Source organism: Desulfogranum mediterraneum DSM 13871 (assembly GCF_000429965.1).
Classification (GTDB): Bacteria; Desulfobacterota; Desulfobulbia; order Desulfobulbales; family Desulfobulbaceae; genus Desulfogranum; species Desulfogranum mediterraneum.
Genome location: NZ_KE387005.1, coordinates 184,392 through 199,439, shown reverse-complemented (window position 1 = coordinate 199,439; position 15,048 = coordinate 184,392). Strand labels below are relative to the sequence as shown.

At 57.7% G+C, this 15,048-nt stretch carries 12 protein-coding genes and 1 riboswitch; of the genes, 4 read left to right on the top strand and 8 right to left on the bottom strand.

Going from position 1 to position 15,048, the window contains the following annotated elements:
* Positions 1-43 precede the first annotated feature (43 nt).
* The 4 genes from G494_RS0117555 to G494_RS0117540 form a co-directional block, all read right to left on the bottom strand.
* Positions 44-235, bottom strand: coding sequence for a hypothetical protein (locus tag G494_RS0117555; protein ID WP_028585563.1), 192 nt, complete (start codon positions 233-235; stop codon positions 44-46).
* A 74-nt stretch (positions 236-309) separates the two neighbouring features.
* Complete coding sequence (gene meaB, locus G494_RS24280) at positions 310-1,473, bottom strand: methylmalonyl Co-A mutase-associated GTPase MeaB (RefSeq protein ID WP_035247308.1); 1,164 nt, start codon at positions 1,471-1,473, stop codon at positions 310-312.
* A gap of 77 nt (positions 1,474-1,550) precedes the next feature.
* Positions 1,551-3,728 (bottom strand): methylmalonyl-CoA mutase, encoded by a 2,178-nt coding sequence (gene scpA, locus G494_RS0117545; RefSeq protein WP_028585562.1) that lies wholly within the window; start codon positions 3,726-3,728, stop codon positions 1,551-1,553.
* Complete coding sequence (locus G494_RS0117540) at positions 3,725-5,863, bottom strand: methylmalonyl-CoA mutase family protein (protein ID WP_028585561.1); 2,139 nt, start codon at positions 5,861-5,863, stop codon at positions 3,725-3,727. Before G494_RS0117540 ends, scpA begins: the two co-directional genes overlap by 4 nt.
* A gap of 178 nt (positions 5,864-6,041) precedes the next feature.
* A riboswitch (cobalamin riboswitch) is annotated at positions 6,042-6,233 on the bottom strand.
* Between the two features lie 424 nt (positions 6,234-6,657).
* On the opposite strand from G494_RS0117540, the gene G494_RS0117535 reads away from it, so the two are divergent.
* A complete protein-coding gene (locus G494_RS0117535) occupies positions 6,658-7,593 on the top strand; it encodes a helix-turn-helix transcriptional regulator (protein WP_332307538.1) in 936 nt (311 codons plus the stop codon).
* Positions 7,594-7,636: 43 nt separating this feature from the next.
* Here G494_RS0117535 and G494_RS0117530 read toward each other — a convergent pair whose 3' ends face one another.
* Positions 7,637-8,986: a sodium-dependent transporter gene (locus G494_RS0117530; RefSeq protein ID WP_028585559.1), complete on the bottom strand. Its 1,350-nt coding sequence runs from the start codon at positions 8,984-8,986 to the stop codon at positions 7,637-7,639.
* A gap of 1,439 nt (positions 8,987-10,425) precedes the next feature.
* Here G494_RS0117530 and G494_RS0117525 point away from each other — a divergent pair.
* The 3 genes from G494_RS0117525 to G494_RS25765 all read left to right on the top strand — a co-directional run bounded on the left by G494_RS0117525 (position 10,426) and on the right by G494_RS25765 (position 12,859).
* Positions 10,426-10,995 carry an acetate uptake transporter gene (locus G494_RS0117525; RefSeq protein WP_028585558.1) on the top strand — a complete coding sequence of 190 codons (570 nt, stop codon included), beginning with the start codon at positions 10,426-10,428 and terminating at the stop codon, positions 10,993-10,995.
* A 53-nt stretch (positions 10,996-11,048) separates the two neighbouring features.
* Complete coding sequence (locus G494_RS0117520) at positions 11,049-11,528, top strand: cache domain-containing protein (RefSeq protein WP_028585557.1); 480 nt, start codon at positions 11,049-11,051, stop codon at positions 11,526-11,528.
* A gap of 740 nt (positions 11,529-12,268) precedes the next feature.
* Positions 12,269-12,859 carry a DUF2284 domain-containing protein gene (locus G494_RS25765; protein WP_153305933.1) on the top strand — a complete coding sequence of 197 codons (591 nt, stop codon included), beginning with the start codon at positions 12,269-12,271 and terminating at the stop codon, positions 12,857-12,859.
* A 27-nt stretch (positions 12,860-12,886) separates the two neighbouring features.
* Here G494_RS25765 and hypB read toward each other — a convergent pair whose 3' ends face one another.
* From hypB to hypE, 3 genes are read right to left on the bottom strand one after another with little or no spacing between them, the layout of a single operon-like run.
* A complete protein-coding gene (hypB, locus tag G494_RS0117510) occupies positions 12,887-13,600 on the bottom strand; it encodes a hydrogenase nickel incorporation protein HypB (protein ID WP_028585555.1) in 714 nt (237 codons plus the stop codon).
* Positions 13,601-13,604: 4 nt separating this feature from the next.
* The gene (locus tag G494_RS0117505; protein WP_028585554.1) at positions 13,605-13,991 is read right to left on the bottom strand and encodes a hydrogenase maturation nickel metallochaperone HypA/HybF; all 387 of its coding nucleotides are present in this window, start codon (positions 13,989-13,991) and stop codon (positions 13,605-13,607) included.
* Positions 13,992-14,034: 43 nt separating this feature from the next.
* Complete coding sequence (gene hypE / locus G494_RS0117500) at positions 14,035-15,048, bottom strand: hydrogenase expression/formation protein HypE (protein ID WP_028585553.1); 1,014 nt, start codon at positions 15,046-15,048, stop codon at positions 14,035-14,037.

Genomic DNA, 15,048 nt, shown 5'->3' with positions numbered 1-15,048 from the left:
AAGCAGGGCCTATCAGGAAGTGCTCTGCCCAACCTGGAACAGGCTACTCTATGCGGGTGACCGAGGTTCTGGTGGTGGTGGTGGGTCCTTGAAATTCGGCAAAGACGGTCTGGTCTATGGCCATCGCATCGGCGGAGATCTCCCTGCCGTCCTGATCAACCAGCCGGTCGGCAAACATCTCCAGGGATATTTGGTAGAGATTACCAACGCTTGAGACGTAGAATCGTTTGTGCATACTGTCCTCCGTTTTCTGGTCTATGAATAGGGAATACAGGCGTGCTGCCGTTCAGCAAGCCACCACAGCCTGGTTCAGGTCCGCAGCGGCTCCATTTCGGAGGCCTGCTTCCCTCCAAATACAGCGAGCAGCAGTTGCACCGCTGCCACCGCAGGCAAGGTACCCTCTGCTACCTGCTCTTCAATGGTGCCCAGGATCTTGGTCACCTCGGGGTGCTGGGCAAAGAGGGAGCGGAGGTGTTCATCCACCATCTCATGCACCCATCTGATGTTCTGTTCCTTGCGATGTTGCTCAAAGATCCCGGATTTGGAGGTGATTTCCTTGAACCTGGAGATCACCTTCCAGATGTTATCGATGCCGTCGTTGGTGACCGCGGAACAGGTAAAGGCATGGGAGACCCAACCCTCGGTGGAGGGTTGGAGATAGTGCATGGCCCGTTCATACTCGTTTCTTGCGGTCTCTGCGTAGAGTTTGTTGTCGCCGTCGGCCTTGTTGATCAGGAGGGCATCGGCCAGTTCCATGATCCCCTTCTTGATACCCTGGAGTTCGTCTCCTGCCCCGGCCAGCATCAGGAGGAGAAAGAAATCCACCATGGAGCGGACCGTGATCTCGCTCTGGCCCACGCCCACGGTCTCGATCAGGAGGACATCAAAGCCGGCTGCCTCGCAGACCAGGATGGTCTCCCTGGTCTTGCGGGCCACGCCGCCCAGGGTTCCTCCCGAGGGCGAGGGTCGGATGAAACAGCGTGCATCCCTGCCCAGTTTTTCCATTCTGGTCTTGTCGCCGAGAATACTGCCCCCGGAGATGGAGCTGCTGGGATCCACCGCCAGCACCGCCACCTTATGGCCCTGCTCCAGGAGGTAACAGCCCAGGGCCTCGATAAAGGTCGACTTGCCCACTCCGGGTACTCCGGTGATGCCCAAGCGCAGGGAGTTGCCGGTATGGGGCAGGAGGATCTTGAGGATCTCCTGGGCCTGGTCCATATGGGCGGGCAGGTTGCTCTCCACCATGGTAATGGTGCGACCGAGGATACCCCGATCGCCCTTGAGTACCCCTTCGGCATAGCCCTGGGCCGTCAGCTTGGTCCGACGGTACTGACTGACCGGTTTGTTGCTGCTGGTGCCGGCATAGGAACTGATACCGTCGTGGCCGGCGGCAACCCCGTCCATGACCCGGCAGGCAAAACCCTTGCCGCCCTCCTCAGGTGCCCACTCCGGGCGTTTCTCTGTTTTTCCCATCTCACTCTCCTCATCCAAAAAATTTCCGGTCCGGACCTCGGGGGCGTCACCCCCGGGTCCGGATCGAGGGCTAGAGATTAACCGTGCAGGCGGATGTTGAGTTCTTCAAGAACCTTCTGTGCAGCTACCGGGATAACGGTACCCGGGCCAAAGATGGCTGCAGCACCACGTTCGCGAAGGTAATCATAATCCGGGGCCGGAATGACCCCGCCGATGACGCACATGATGTCGGGCCGACCCAGTTTTTCCAGCTCTTCCACCAGGGCCGGCAGCAGGGTCTTGTGGCCTGCTGCCAGGGAGCTGAAGCCGATGATATGGGCATCGTTTTCCACGGCCTGACGGGCCGCCTCCTCCGGTGTCTGGAACAGGGGACCGATATCCACGTCAAAGCCCAGGTCGGCAAAGGCGGTGGAGATGACCTTGGCGCCGCGGTCATGACCGTCCTGGCCAAGCTTGGCCACCATGATCCTGGGACGGCGCCCCTCTTTCTCCTCAAATTCCTTGGTCAGCCGGACCACCTTCTCCACCTCTTCCTTTTCGCTGAACTCGGCCTTGTAGACTCCGGCGATGGAGCGGATGACTGCGGTATGACGACCCCAGCTCTTTTCCAGGGCAAAGGAGATCTCTCCCAGAGAGGCCCTGGCCCTGGCCGCCTCGATGGAGAGCGCCAGCAGGTTGCCCTCGCCTGATTCTGCAGAGCGGGTCAGGGCGTTGAGGGTTTCCTGACACTTGGTCTCGTCACGCATGGCCTTGAGCTTGGCCAGCCGTTCCAGCTGGGCCTCGCGGACCGCGGTGTTATCCACCTCCAGGGTATCCAGGGCATCCTCCTGTTCCAGACAGTAGGAGTTGACCCCGATGATCTTCTCCCGGCCCGAATCGATCCCGGCCTGTCTGCGGGCCGCGGCCTCTTCGATCCGCATCTTGGGCAGACCGGTCTCGATGGCCTTGGCCATGCCGCCCAGCTGTTCCACCTCCTGGATCAGGGACCAGCCCCGCTCCATGATGGCCCCGGTGAGTGCTTCCAGGTAGTAGGAACCGGCCCAGGGATCGGCAGGGCGCAGGATGTTGGTCTCGTCCTGGAGATAGAGCTGGGTGTTCCGGGCGATTCGGGCAGAGAACTCGGTGGGCAGGGCAATGGCCTCATCCAGGGAGTTGGTGTGCATGGACTGGGTGTGGCCCAGGGCTGCTGCCATGCCCTCGATCACGGTGCGGCAGACGTTGTTGAAGGGGTCGCCCTCGGTCAGGCTCCAGCCCGAGGTCTGGCTGTGGGTCCGCAGGGCCAGGGATTTGACGTTCTTGGGGTTGAAGGTTTTGATGATCCGGGCCCAGAGTACCCGGGCGGCACGCATCTTGGCGATCTCCATATAGTAGTTCATCCCCTGGGCCCAGAAGAAGGAGAGCCGGGGGGCAAAGGTGTCGATGTCCATGCCGGCATTGACCCCGGCCCGGGCATAGTCCCAGCCATCGGCCAGGGTATAGGCCATCTCGATGTCCGAGGTGGCGCCGGCCTCTTCCATGTGGTAGCCCGAGATACTGATGGAGTTGTACTTGGGCATGTGCTCCGAGGTATAGGCAAAGATGTCGGAGATGATCTTCATCGACTGGGCCGGGGGATAGATGTAGGTGTTACGCACCATATACTCTTTGAGGATATCGTTCTGGATCGTCCCCCCGAGCTGGCTCTGCTTGACCCCCTGCTCCTCGGCTGCCACGATATAGAAGGAGATGATGGGCAGCACCGCCCCGTTCATGGTCATGGAGACCGTCATCTCGTCTAAGGGGATGCCGTCAAAGAGGATGTTCATGTCCAGGATGGAGTCCACGGCCACCCCGGCCTTGCCCACATCGCCGACCACCCTGGGGTGGTCTGAGTCATAACCACGGTGGGTGGCCAGGTCAAAGGCAATGGAGAGACCCTTCTGGCCGGCAGCCAGGTTGCGGCGGTAGAAGGCATTACTCTCCTCGGCCGTGGAAAAGCCGGCATACTGGCGCACGGTCCAGGGCCGCATCACAAACATGGTGGCATAGGGGCCCCGCAGGTAGGGCGCGATGCCGGCCATATAGGAGAGATGGTCCAGCCCCTGGTAGTCGTCGCGGCGGTAGAGCGGCTTGACGTCGATCTGTTCCACGGTTTTCCAGGCCAGCTCTTCAGCGCTCATCCCGGTTTCCTGTTGAACGGCCGCTGCCCAACTCTGGTAATCCATCGGCGCCTTGCCGGGATTTAAGTTCATCTTGCTGAAATCAGGATTTTTCATGCGGTCACCCCCAAATGTTGTTGCACGGTTGCAAGTAATTCTAAAGCATTGCACCCCATGTAGAGGAATGCATCCACTCCGGCCTCCTTAAAGGCCTCGATGTGCGCCTTGGGATAGCCGGCCAGGATGATCAGCATATCCGGTCGCTCTGCCTTGACGGCCGTAATCAGCGGTGGCACCACCTCGGGATAGTCGGCGTCGGTTGAACAGATCACCATGGCGCGGGCCCCCGACTCCAGGGCTGCTGCCGCAGCTTCTTCGGCCGTGGCAAAGCCGTTGTTGCCGATGGTTTCCAGGGCGCCCACATTGAAGAAGGCGGTGGAAAAGTCGGCTCGGGCCTTGTGTTGGGGAATCGGGCCCATGTTGGCCAGGAAGAGCTTGGGGGCGGCTCCGGTTCTGGCGGTGAAGGCCTCGGTGGTTCGACGGAGCTGTTCAAAGGGTTCAGCCCCGCGGTGCTGGTGCAGGGTGGGAACGTTTTCCTGTTTATCCTGATGGGCTCCCAGGGCCTGGCTGAGTTGACCCAGGGTGGCTCCTGCCAGGACCGCCTTGATGGCATGATCCATCATGGCCTCGCTGCATTCACCCTGGAGGTGGGTCATGGCAGAGAGCACGTCTTCCGCCAGGGCCCGGTCCACCGTGGCAGCATGGTGTTCGGCCTGCTCGGCCCGATGGGCCTGGAAGGCATGGTGATCCAGCTCATCGGCAGGTTCCGGCTTTTCCAGGAGGTTGGGGTACATGTTGGTGCCGACAAAACGGTCCTTGCGGCTGGCCACGTTTTTGGCACGCTGGGCAGCGATCTCGGCCACCTGTTTTTGGGGTGCTCCCTGCTGGAGCAGGGCGAACATCCCTCCCTGGCTCTCGATCTCCTGGAACTGTTGCCAGCTTTTTTCAGCCAACTCAGCGGTGATGCTCTCCACGTACCAGCAGCCACCTGCAGGATCGATCACCTTGTTGAAGTGGCCCTCATCCTTGAGCACGATGTGGACGTTTCGGGCAATCCTCCTGGAAAAATCATTGGGTTGTCTGAAGATCTCATCAAAGGGGCTGACATGCATGGAGTCCACCCCGCCGGCCACCCCGGAGAAGGCCTCGGTGGAGACCCGGAGCATGTTCACCCAGGGATCGACATGGGTCTTGTTCCAGCTGGAGGTGCGGGCGTGGATCCGCATCTTGCGCGCCTCTTCGCTGCCGCCAAAGGATTCCACCACCTGGCACCAGACCATGCGGGCTGCCCGGAATTTGGCAATCTCCATGAAGAAGTCTGCGCCAATGGAGAAGGAGAAGGTGATCTTGGGGGCGATCTGGTCAATCCCCAGGCCACGTTCCTGCATGGCCCGGATATAGGCGACCCCGGTGGCCAGGGCAAAGGCTATCTCCTGGACCGCATTACCGCCGCTGTTTTGGTAGGGGTGGACCTGGACGCCGATGGTCTGGAGAGAGGGGGCCTTGGCAACGGCCCAGTAGGTCAGCTGGGCCATCTGGTCATAGGCCTGATCCAGGCTGACCGGCAGGCTCCCTTCGCTTGCCAGGAAGCCCAGGGGATCTGCAGCCACGCAGCCGCAGAGGTCCTCGGTCTTTTTCTCCTGTTTGTGCAGGGCAGCCCCGATCAGGGCCATGGCCCCAACCCCGGAGTAGCCGCAGCGAAGCTGGACAGGCAGGGTGGTGAGGTCCAGATCCTTGAAGGCGGTCTCGACGTCGGCCAGGTTGGCCAGGCAAACCCCGCCCTGGCCAACCAGTTCCGCCGGTGCCTGCTCGGAGTTGAGGCCGTAACAGCTGGCCTTGTCAAAGACCACGTTGAGGGTGTTCTGGCCGCGGCCCAAATCATGGACAGCAGCCTGGTTGAACTCTTCGGGATCAGGATCGGTGATCTCCTGGGCAATACCCCAGGGGTTGATCTTGCTGCCCGAGGCCGTGGTTCCTCGGACATAGGGAAGTTGACCTGGCAGGGTGTTGACGTGGTCCAGTTTATCCAGGTCATGTTGAAAATACATGGGTTGGATATCGATCCCTTCATAGGTTTTCTTGACCAGTACCTTGTCAAAGGGTTTGCCTTTGAGCTGTTTGTCAACAGCTTCGAGCCAATCCTCATGGGTATGAGCCGGGAAAACCTTCAGGATGTCTAGCGCATCACTCATTTCTGTCTCCTTTTCCAGTGTTGTGGTGGCGTTGAAAAAAACAAAAAAAAATCCCCCAGTCCTTGAATAAGGACTGGGGGATTGCACCCAGTTTGCTTCATCACCCCAGATAAACTGCCGCCGAGATGAAGGGGCTGCAGTTTATATCATGCGACAAGACGGTGTCCACGCCGTCTGTGCTGATAGAGAGTCATCGGCAGGTCTTCTGGCTTCCGGTTCTGTCTACTTGCTGCGTCTTCCCAACCCGAATGGTCAGTGACATCCTGCAGCGTTCGTCCCCGGTTACAGCGGCGGGACCGCAACGGATTTGCACCGTTTTCCCTTTTAAGCCCGGTGGTTATATGGTGGGCTCCGATACTCTGTATGTCGTTGTACTCACTATTGCATAGAGCACTTGGTTCTTCCTGTCAATATTATTGTCGCTTTTATCTTAAATTAATAAAGTAGAGTAAGTGAAAATTATTATTATAAAATCAGCGCTCGTTTCACCTCCTGACAGACGGTCTGTCAGCAGCGGTCCGTAGCGGCCTGTCGAGATTCAGGAGAGGCAGGCCCGATCCTGCTGCCCGGGATTGTTTTAAATATCTGATCAGGTATACGGCTCAGCTGAAAAGAATACTCTATGTAGGCAGGGGACTGATTTAATTGGTAAGGGGTAATTTATGGTCTGTATGGGTCAAGAATGAGGTGTTTTGAGTATTAATCTTGACCTGAGGGTTGAGAAGTGACAACATTACCTCAATGTCACCTAGGCGTCACCTAAACGAGATTTTTTGAGTATATCAGCAGGAGTGATGATGAGTATTTTAATGAGCACCAGGGAAGTGGCCGATTATCTCAAGGTGAACCAGAAGATGATCTATACCCTGGTTGCGGAGAAGGAACTGCCGGCCACCAAGGTGACCGGCAAGTGGTTGTTCCCCAGGCACCTGGTCCAGCAGTGGGTGGAGAACAGTACCATCAACTTCCCCGAGCCTGTGGGCCAGGTGTCGGCGACCAAGGGAACGGTGGTCCTGGCCGGGAGTAATGATGTCCTCCTGGAGCAGACCATGGCCCTCTATAACCGCGAGTATCAGGGCAGGATGGCGGTGTTTGCCAACGTGGGCAGCATGGGTGGGATCCATGCCCTGCGCCGAAATCTCTGCCATATCGCCCCCAGTCATCTCTTGGAGGAGGGCGGGAGCGGTCAGGAAAAGGGGAAGATGGAGTATAACTTTCACTTTGCCTGGCAGGAGCTGAAGAGTATGCCTGTGGTGGTGAACTTCTGTCGGCGCAGGCAGGGCTTGCTCTATCGCAAAGATAATCCCCTGGGCATCAGCGGGATTGCGGACCTGGGAAAGCCCGGACTGCGCCTAGTGAACCGGCCTCTGGGCACAGGTACCCGCCTCCTTCTGGACAACCTGCTCCAAGAGCAGGGGCTGAGCGGAGAGAAGATTAAGGGCTATGGCCTGGAGGTGGGCAGACACCTGGATGTGGGGCTGGAGATCCTGGCCAATCGTGCCGATGTCGGTCCCGGTATCGAGGCCATTGCCGGGATCCTGGATTTGGGTTTTCTGCCCCTGCACTGGGAGCGCTTTGACCTGTTGATCTCCAGAGCGATGTTCTTTGAGCGGACCATCCAGCACTTTTTAGGCATCCTGGAGCATCAGGGGGTCGCCGAGCTTGCGGCCGGATATCGGGGCTATGATCTCAGTCTGGCCGGAAAGATGATCTTCCAGGGCGAGGAGTAGGTCCGCCTCTCTTGGCAGGGGGACTTTTTCCCGCTGCTTTCTCCTAGAGCTTGATAATCCCGATCTTGGTCAAAAAAACCAGCAGCACGGCGACAGGGGCGATGTAGCGGATGGTGAAGTACCAGATATTGAAGATGAGCAGAAAGGAGCGGCCATCTTCGCAGATCTCGGCTCTGGATATTTTTTTTTCCAGGATGTGGCCTGCATAGATGGCGATCAGGAGACCGCCGATGGGGAGCATGAAGTTGCTGGCAAGATAATCCAGTGAATCCAGGATCTCCATGTTCTTGATGGGTTTGACCTGGGCCAGCAGGGAGTAGGAGAGGGCCGAGGGAATGCCGGTCAGGTAGACGGCAATGGTCATCCAGATGGTGGCCTTCCTGCGGTTGAACTTTTTCTCGTCGATCATGAAGGCGGTCAACACCTCCAGCAGAGAGATGGCCGAGGAAAGTGCTGCAAAGGCAAGCAGGATAAAGAAGAGCACAGCCAGGATAGAGCCCATGGGGATGGTGGCAAAGACCTGGGGCAGGGTCTTGAAGATCAAGCCAGGACCTGCCCCAGGCTCCATGCCCACGGAAAAGACGATGGGAAAGATGGCCAGCCCGGCAATGATGGCCACCAGGGTATCCAGGAAGGCAATCCGGATGGAGACCGGGTAGATCGGCTCCTTCTTATCCATGTAGCTGGCATAGGTTATCATCGCCCCCATGGCCAGGCTCAAGGTGAAGAAGGAGTGACCAATCGCCTCAAGTACGCCGTTGATGGTCAGCTTGGAAAAGTCTGGGTAGAGCATGAACTTCAACCCTGCCGTGGCGCCGCTGGTGGTCAGGGCGTAGCCGGCCATGACGATCAGCAGCACGAACAGGGTCGGCATCAGAACCTTGTTCCAGCGTTCGATTCCATCCTTGATACCGCCGATAACCGCCAACAGGCAGAGGCCCATGAACAGGGTCAGCGAGATCAGCTGGCGGACCGGGTCGGAGACCAGGGCGCCGAACATCCCGGCTATGGCCTCCGGCTCCTGACCGGCAAAGGCGCCGCACAGGGCTTTGAAGAGATAGTCAAGGGTCCAGCCCGCCACCACCCCGTAGTAGGAGAGGATGATGAAGGAGGCGGCAAGGTTGAGCCAGCCGAGATGTTTCCAGAAAGCGGATTGCGGAGTCAACTCCCTGAAGGAGCCGACCACATCTTTCTGGGCATGACGGCCAACGATGAACTCAGCCATGAGGATGGGCAGGCCGCAGGCCAGGATGGCTACCAGGTAGACCAGGACAAAGGCTCCTCCCCCATTCATGCCGGTAATATAGGGAAATTTCCAGATGTTTCCCAGGCCGACTGCAGATCCTACTGCAGCCAGGATAAAGCCGAGTCTGCCGCTCCAATGGTTACGCATGATCATTCCCTGCAGGTCAAATTTTAAAAAAGGACGGGTTGGAGAAGGTCCCGTTACATCGCTCGTTTTTTAAGGAGTAACGCTGACCCTGTAAGAGTTGAACCCTGGCCTGAAGCAGCACCGGTTTGGGCAACAGACACTACTTTCGTCTTCAGCCAACTGGCACCAACTCTTGAGGGTAGGTTCAGAAAAAAACGTGGCATATTACAGCTGTATACCCAAAAGTCAAGTCAAAGCTGTTCAATGGCAGGGTTGTTGATCAGTGGCTGGCTGGAATGCAGTATGGGTAAGGGCGGCCGGGCATGGGATACGGCCCGAGTACATGCCTTGAGCGGGGAACGGTTGCCCAGAGCTATGATGGGGGCAGCAGCCAGCAGCCCGCTTACCGAGAGTCTGGGTGCAGGGCTTTTCTGCCCGAGGGGCGCCAGCCCGGGACCGAATCTCAGATCCTGTCAGGACATTCAGGCTGTCCCGCCCGCCACCAGTGTTCCGCAGCCGCTGCTCACAGCAGGCCCGCTCGTTCTCTCGGTGTTGTCACCCAGGGGATCTGTCCCGGGGCAGGCCGGCTGGAGAGGTGAGTTGGCTGTTAAGGCCCCCTTGAAACATTGTTTTTCCTTCCAACTTCAGCCTAGCACTCAAAATTTTACCCTCGGAATATCAAATATATGGCTGCGGTACGGTGTATCGTGCGCCTTGACCTTGAGGGAAAATGCTAATTTGTTTAAGCCCCATTAATGGTATATTTATGATGCCAATTTTTTTGTTGTGTCGATCTCGGAAAAGAGCCTCTTGCTGGAGGGCAGCTCATTCGATCTTGGCTTGAGGCGGTGGCTGCAGGCGTTCGGATGGAGAGCTGATGACAGTGGCTATTATTATTAAATATCAGAAATATATAGATTTATTTTTAATAATTGTGGTATGGGTGCCAGAGTAAGCAGTTGGGGGAAGCGTTGCCCTTTGCTGGTTGATGGAACTGAAGTTGTATCTATTTATTTCAGATTATTGTTCGTCTTCTTGCTGGAGCGAGTGGAGGTTCCAGGGAGCAGATTCTGCTTCGGGCTCTGCGGGAGGGAGCAAGGGAAGGCGGCTGAGCTGGTCTGGGAAAGGCCCGGCCACTTGCCCTCAAGGGGAGGTTATCTGAAAGCGGACCATTGCCCTGGTTGGGCAACTGCCCGGAGGCAAATCTTTCACGTTCCAGCGTACGGCTCCACTTCTTTCCTGTGAACTGCCAAGCCAATGCCATCCCCGTGGTGGGGGTGGGGGGCTTCTTATGGCTACCTTGAAAAGTTGCTTTTTCTGCCAATCTCTTTGTTATGGTGAAAATTTTATCCCCGGAATAGCATCTCTATGCCTGCGTTACAATTTTCCCCATGCCGTGATCTTGAGCGAAAAATCTCGTTTTTCAAAGTATCCTTATCTTTAGCCAGGAGGTACATTTCATGTCGAATGGAGAAACAGTTCAAGGAAACCCGGCGGTTGTCGGGCTTGCAGGATTTGCTCTTACCACCATGCTTTTGCAGGTGCACAATATCGGCCTGTGTGACATCGGGCCGATTGTGGCCCTGGCCTTTATCTATGGCGGATTTGCCCAGATGTTTGCAGGCTTTCAGGAGTTTAAATGCGGTAATAACTTCGGTTACAGCGCCTTTGTCTCCTATGGCGCCTTCTGGATAGGCCTTGGTATTATTTTCATCCTCAATCATTTTAACATTTATCATTCCAGCACCAGCGACGTGGGCTGGTTTCTGGTGGCCTGGACCATCTACACCTTTATCATGTGGATTCCTGCCATGAAGGTGCATGGGGCCATGGGTCTGACCTTTACCCTGCTCCTCATCGGCTTTATTCTCCTTGACCTTGCCCACTTTGGCTTTCCACAGATGACCAAGGTTGCCGGCTACGAATTGCTGCTCTGTTCCGCGTCAGCCTGGTATATGATGGCCCATATCATCTTTGCCCAGGTCTTTGGTCGGGACGTGCTGCCGGTGGGAAAGGCATGGCTCCGTTAAACCGTATGCTAGGATCTGATGCTATGAAAAGAAACATTACTAGGAGAGGTACAATGAAAAAATCCCTTATCGTTCTTGCCGTCTCAGTCTTGGTTCTCTTGTCTTCCCAGGCAGGTGCCGTGGAGAGAGCAACCACCGAAGAGTGTGTTGCCAAGACCCATGAAGCAGCCGCATTGATCAATGCCCGGGGGGTGGAGGAGGCGATTAAAGTGATCCGTGACCCCCATGGTCCCTTTGTCTGGAAAGATTCTTACGTGTTTTTGATGAATCTGGAGGGGAAGGTCTTGGCGCATCCCATGCAACCGGAACTTGTCCAGCGGCAGCATGTGCTGTTGGAGACCGATGCCATCGGCAAGGCGATATTCGTGCACTTCGTTAATATGGCCAAGGATCCTGGTCAGGGCTGGGTGGATTACAGGTGGCCAAAGCCGGGAAAGAAATCACCCTCTAAGAAAATTACCTATGTCTACAGGGTTCCGTCAAAAGACCTGCTCGTGGGGGCCGGTATCTATGTGGGGGGGATGATGTATTAAGGCCACCTTGAAAAATTGCTTTTTCTTCCAATCTCGGCGTTGCACTCAAAATTTTATCCTCGGAATATCAGATATATGCCTGCAGGAAAATTTATCGCGCGCCTTGACCTTGATCGAAAAATCTCATTTTTCAAGCTACCCTTAATCTTGAATGCAGTTCAGGACGTTTGCAGCTAGCTGTGCCGGTGTAGTGGCAGGTGCGGTGTGCAGGGGCTCGCAAGGATGGAGGGGGATTTACCCCCTTCTCTGTTGCGAGCTTTTTTTTTGCCCATTTTCCCTTGGCTGTGACTCGTCTCTGTGGATAGGTCTCGATGAGGAGGGCACGAAATCTTCTACCTGGGTATGGTCTGTATCTCTCTGTGGCTGAAACCGACTTTTGTGCTGGTCTCTGGAGGTGTTCTCTGGGAGTAATGTGGGGAGGGGGGAGAGGAACACCGGTGACCACCAGGGCAGGGGGTAGGGGGTGTAAGGAGTTTTGAGTGATAATTTTGGAGAAGCGTCACTGGAAATAACGGCTCTGGTCCAAGAGGTATCGACCCTGCCCTGGTAATCGTTCCGGATCTCGTTGACTGTCTCTGTGTATATAGCATAACATGCACAGTATGCATAGATAAATATTCCTGGGGCCAGATTAAATGGACAGGGGGTGGACTGGCCTTTATCAAACCCTGTTCTGACCATGGCGGAAGGTTGGGGGGCGTTTTGTTCCGTATGATCAATAACTATGAGGTGATACAGTGGTGAGTGGGGCGGATCTGGAGGGGCTGAGGCAGGAGGCGCTCAAACTGGGGGCAGCGGCTGCGGTGGTGGTGTCCCCGTCCGAGCTGAAGATAGAGGCGCGCTTTGCCGAGATGTGCAGAACGCCGGGTTGTCCCAGTTATGGCCTGGCCCCGGGCTGTCCGCCCCATGCCCCCAAGCCCGAGGTCTTTAAGGCCGGCCTGGCCGCTTATCAGGCAGTGCTGGTCTTCCGCCTGGATGTGGAGGCGGCCGGATTGCAGGGAGAGGGCCGCCTGGAGGAGACCCGCAAGAGCCATCAGCTGGCGGCGCAGTTGGAGCGTCGGGCTGCGGTTCTGGGCTTCTCCCGGCTCAAGGCGGTGGCCGCTGGTTCCTGTAAGGAGTTGTTTTGTCCGCAGGATCCGGTCTGTGTGGTGTTGGAACAGGGGGTGGATTGCAGGTTTCCCGGCCAGGCTCGAGCCTCTCTCTCGGCTCTGGGGGTGGATGTCCGGGCCCTATTTGCCCGGCTTGGCTGGGAACTGACGTGGAAGGTTCCTGCTGACCAGGGCGAGCCGGTGGCGATGGCTGCCCTGGTGGGGATGGTCTTCGTGGGCTGAGCAGCAGGGAGCTGCCCCTGCTGGGGCTTATCTGCCGGCCAGCAGCTGCTGCAGGTAGTCGATCCACTGCTCAAAGTTGTCCCCTGAAGTGGCGGAAAGCTCGATGATATCCAGGTCAGGCTGGATCTTCAGGGCCTCTTCCCTGGCCTCCCGGGCAGAGAAGTCAAAGTGGGCCTGGAGGTCGGTCTTGGTGATCATGAAGCAGTCCGCGCCCTTGAAGGTGGTGGGATATTTTACCGGCTTGTCCGAGCCTTCAGGTACGGAGAGGAGGATGATCCGGCAATGCTCTCCCAGGTCAAAGGTGGCCGGGCAGACCAGGTTGCCGACGTTTTCGATGAAGATCAGGTCCAGGGGGCTGTTCTTGGTCAGGTGTTCCAGTACATGGAGTCCGCCGTGGACCATGGGGGCGTCCAGATGACAGGCACCTCCGGTGGTGAGCTGGACCGCAGGCACGCCCTTGGCGCGGATACGGTCGGCATCACGTTCGGTCTCGATGTCCCCCTCGATCACCCCGATCCGTACCTGGTCGCCCAGGGCATCGATGGTCCGTTCCAGGAGGGTGGTCTTGCCTGATCCCGGGCTGGAGATCAGGTTGATGGCGATGGCTCCCATCTTCTCGATGTGGCGCCTGTTGGAATCTGCCTGCTTCTGGTTGGCGTTGAGCAGGTTCTGGTTGACCTCGACGATGGTTGGATCGCTCTGGTGGTGGTCGTGTAGCTGACAGCCGCATACGTCACACATGGTGCTACTCCATTTCAAGTTGTTGTAAGATAAGTTCAGTCCCGCCCTGGGGCGAGAGTCGACTCTCGCCGCAGTGGCTGCAGGTAAAGTCGTTGCCGGCCAGGTTGGTGGTCTGCGGGTGACCGATGGCCGCTGCCCTGGTCCTGGTGTTGACGGTCTCGCAGTTGAGGCAGCGGTACTGCGGGTCCGGGGTCTCCAGGATGAGCTGGGCATCGGCGGTGGCCGCCTGTTCCTTCTTGAGGACATCGAAGCCAAAGGCAAAGGAGTCGGCAACCACACCGGAGAAGGGTCCCAGGATAACGGTCAGTCGGTTGATCCGTTTCATCTGGTGCTGGTCGCTCAGTTCCAGGAGCTGGTCGATAAGGCTCTGGGCCAGGGAGAGTTCGTGCATGATGGTCGGTTTCTGTACCTGGTAAAGGTTGGCCGGATTTTGCTCAGCAGATTCGGGGCAGGGGCTCCCCGGTCAGGGGTTCCAGCAGTCTGGTGCCGCCGATGGTGGTGGTCAGGCTGACCCTGCCGCGGTCTCCAGCTGCGACCCGGCCGATGATGGCGGCATCCCGGCCGGCATCCAGTCGGCGCATGGTGCTAACGATCGTCTCGGCCTGTTGGGGGTCGCAGATGACGAGGCATTTTCCCTCGTTGGCCAGGTAGAGCGGGTCCAGGCCGACCAGTTCGCAGGCCACACGGACCGCCGGCCTGATGGGCAGCAGTTCCTCTTCCAGAATAATATCCACCTTGGAGGCCTGGGCAATCTCGCAGAGGGTGCTGGCCACTCCGCCCCTGGTGGGGTCCCGCATCACATGGACGCCGTCCTGGGCCTGTTCCAGGATGGCTGCCACCAGCTGGTGGAGGGGTTGGGTGTCGCTCTGGATGTCTCCGCTGATGTCGATTCCGGCCTGGCGAGCCATGATGGTGATGCCGTGATCCGCCAGGGTGCCGGAGGAGATGACAGCATCCCCTGGCTTGGCCTGGGTTCCGGAGATGTTGTGCAGGTGTGAGACCGTGCCGATACCCGAGGTGTTGATAAAGATGCCGTCTGCCTTGCCCTTGGGCACCACCTTGGTATCGCCGGTCACCACAGCTACGTCCGCGGCTGTGGAGGCCCGGGCAATGGATCGGATGATATCTTCCAGCAGCTCCAGGGAAAATCCCTCTTCGATGATCAGGGCCAGGCTCAGGGCTATGGGCCGGGCACCACGCATGGCCAGGTCATTGATGGTGCCGTTGATGGCCAGTTCGCCGATGTCGCCCCCCGGGAAAAAGAGCGGATCCACCACGTAGCTGTCTGTGGAGAGGGCGATTCGGCAGGTGCATTCGTCAAGCACGGCACAGTCTTCCAGCTGGCTCAGGGCCGGGCTGGTCAGGTACTTGAGAAAGAGGTCGCTGATCAGGTTCTGGCTGGCCAGGCCGCCGCTGCCGTGATCAAGGGTTACGCTGTTGTTGGTCAT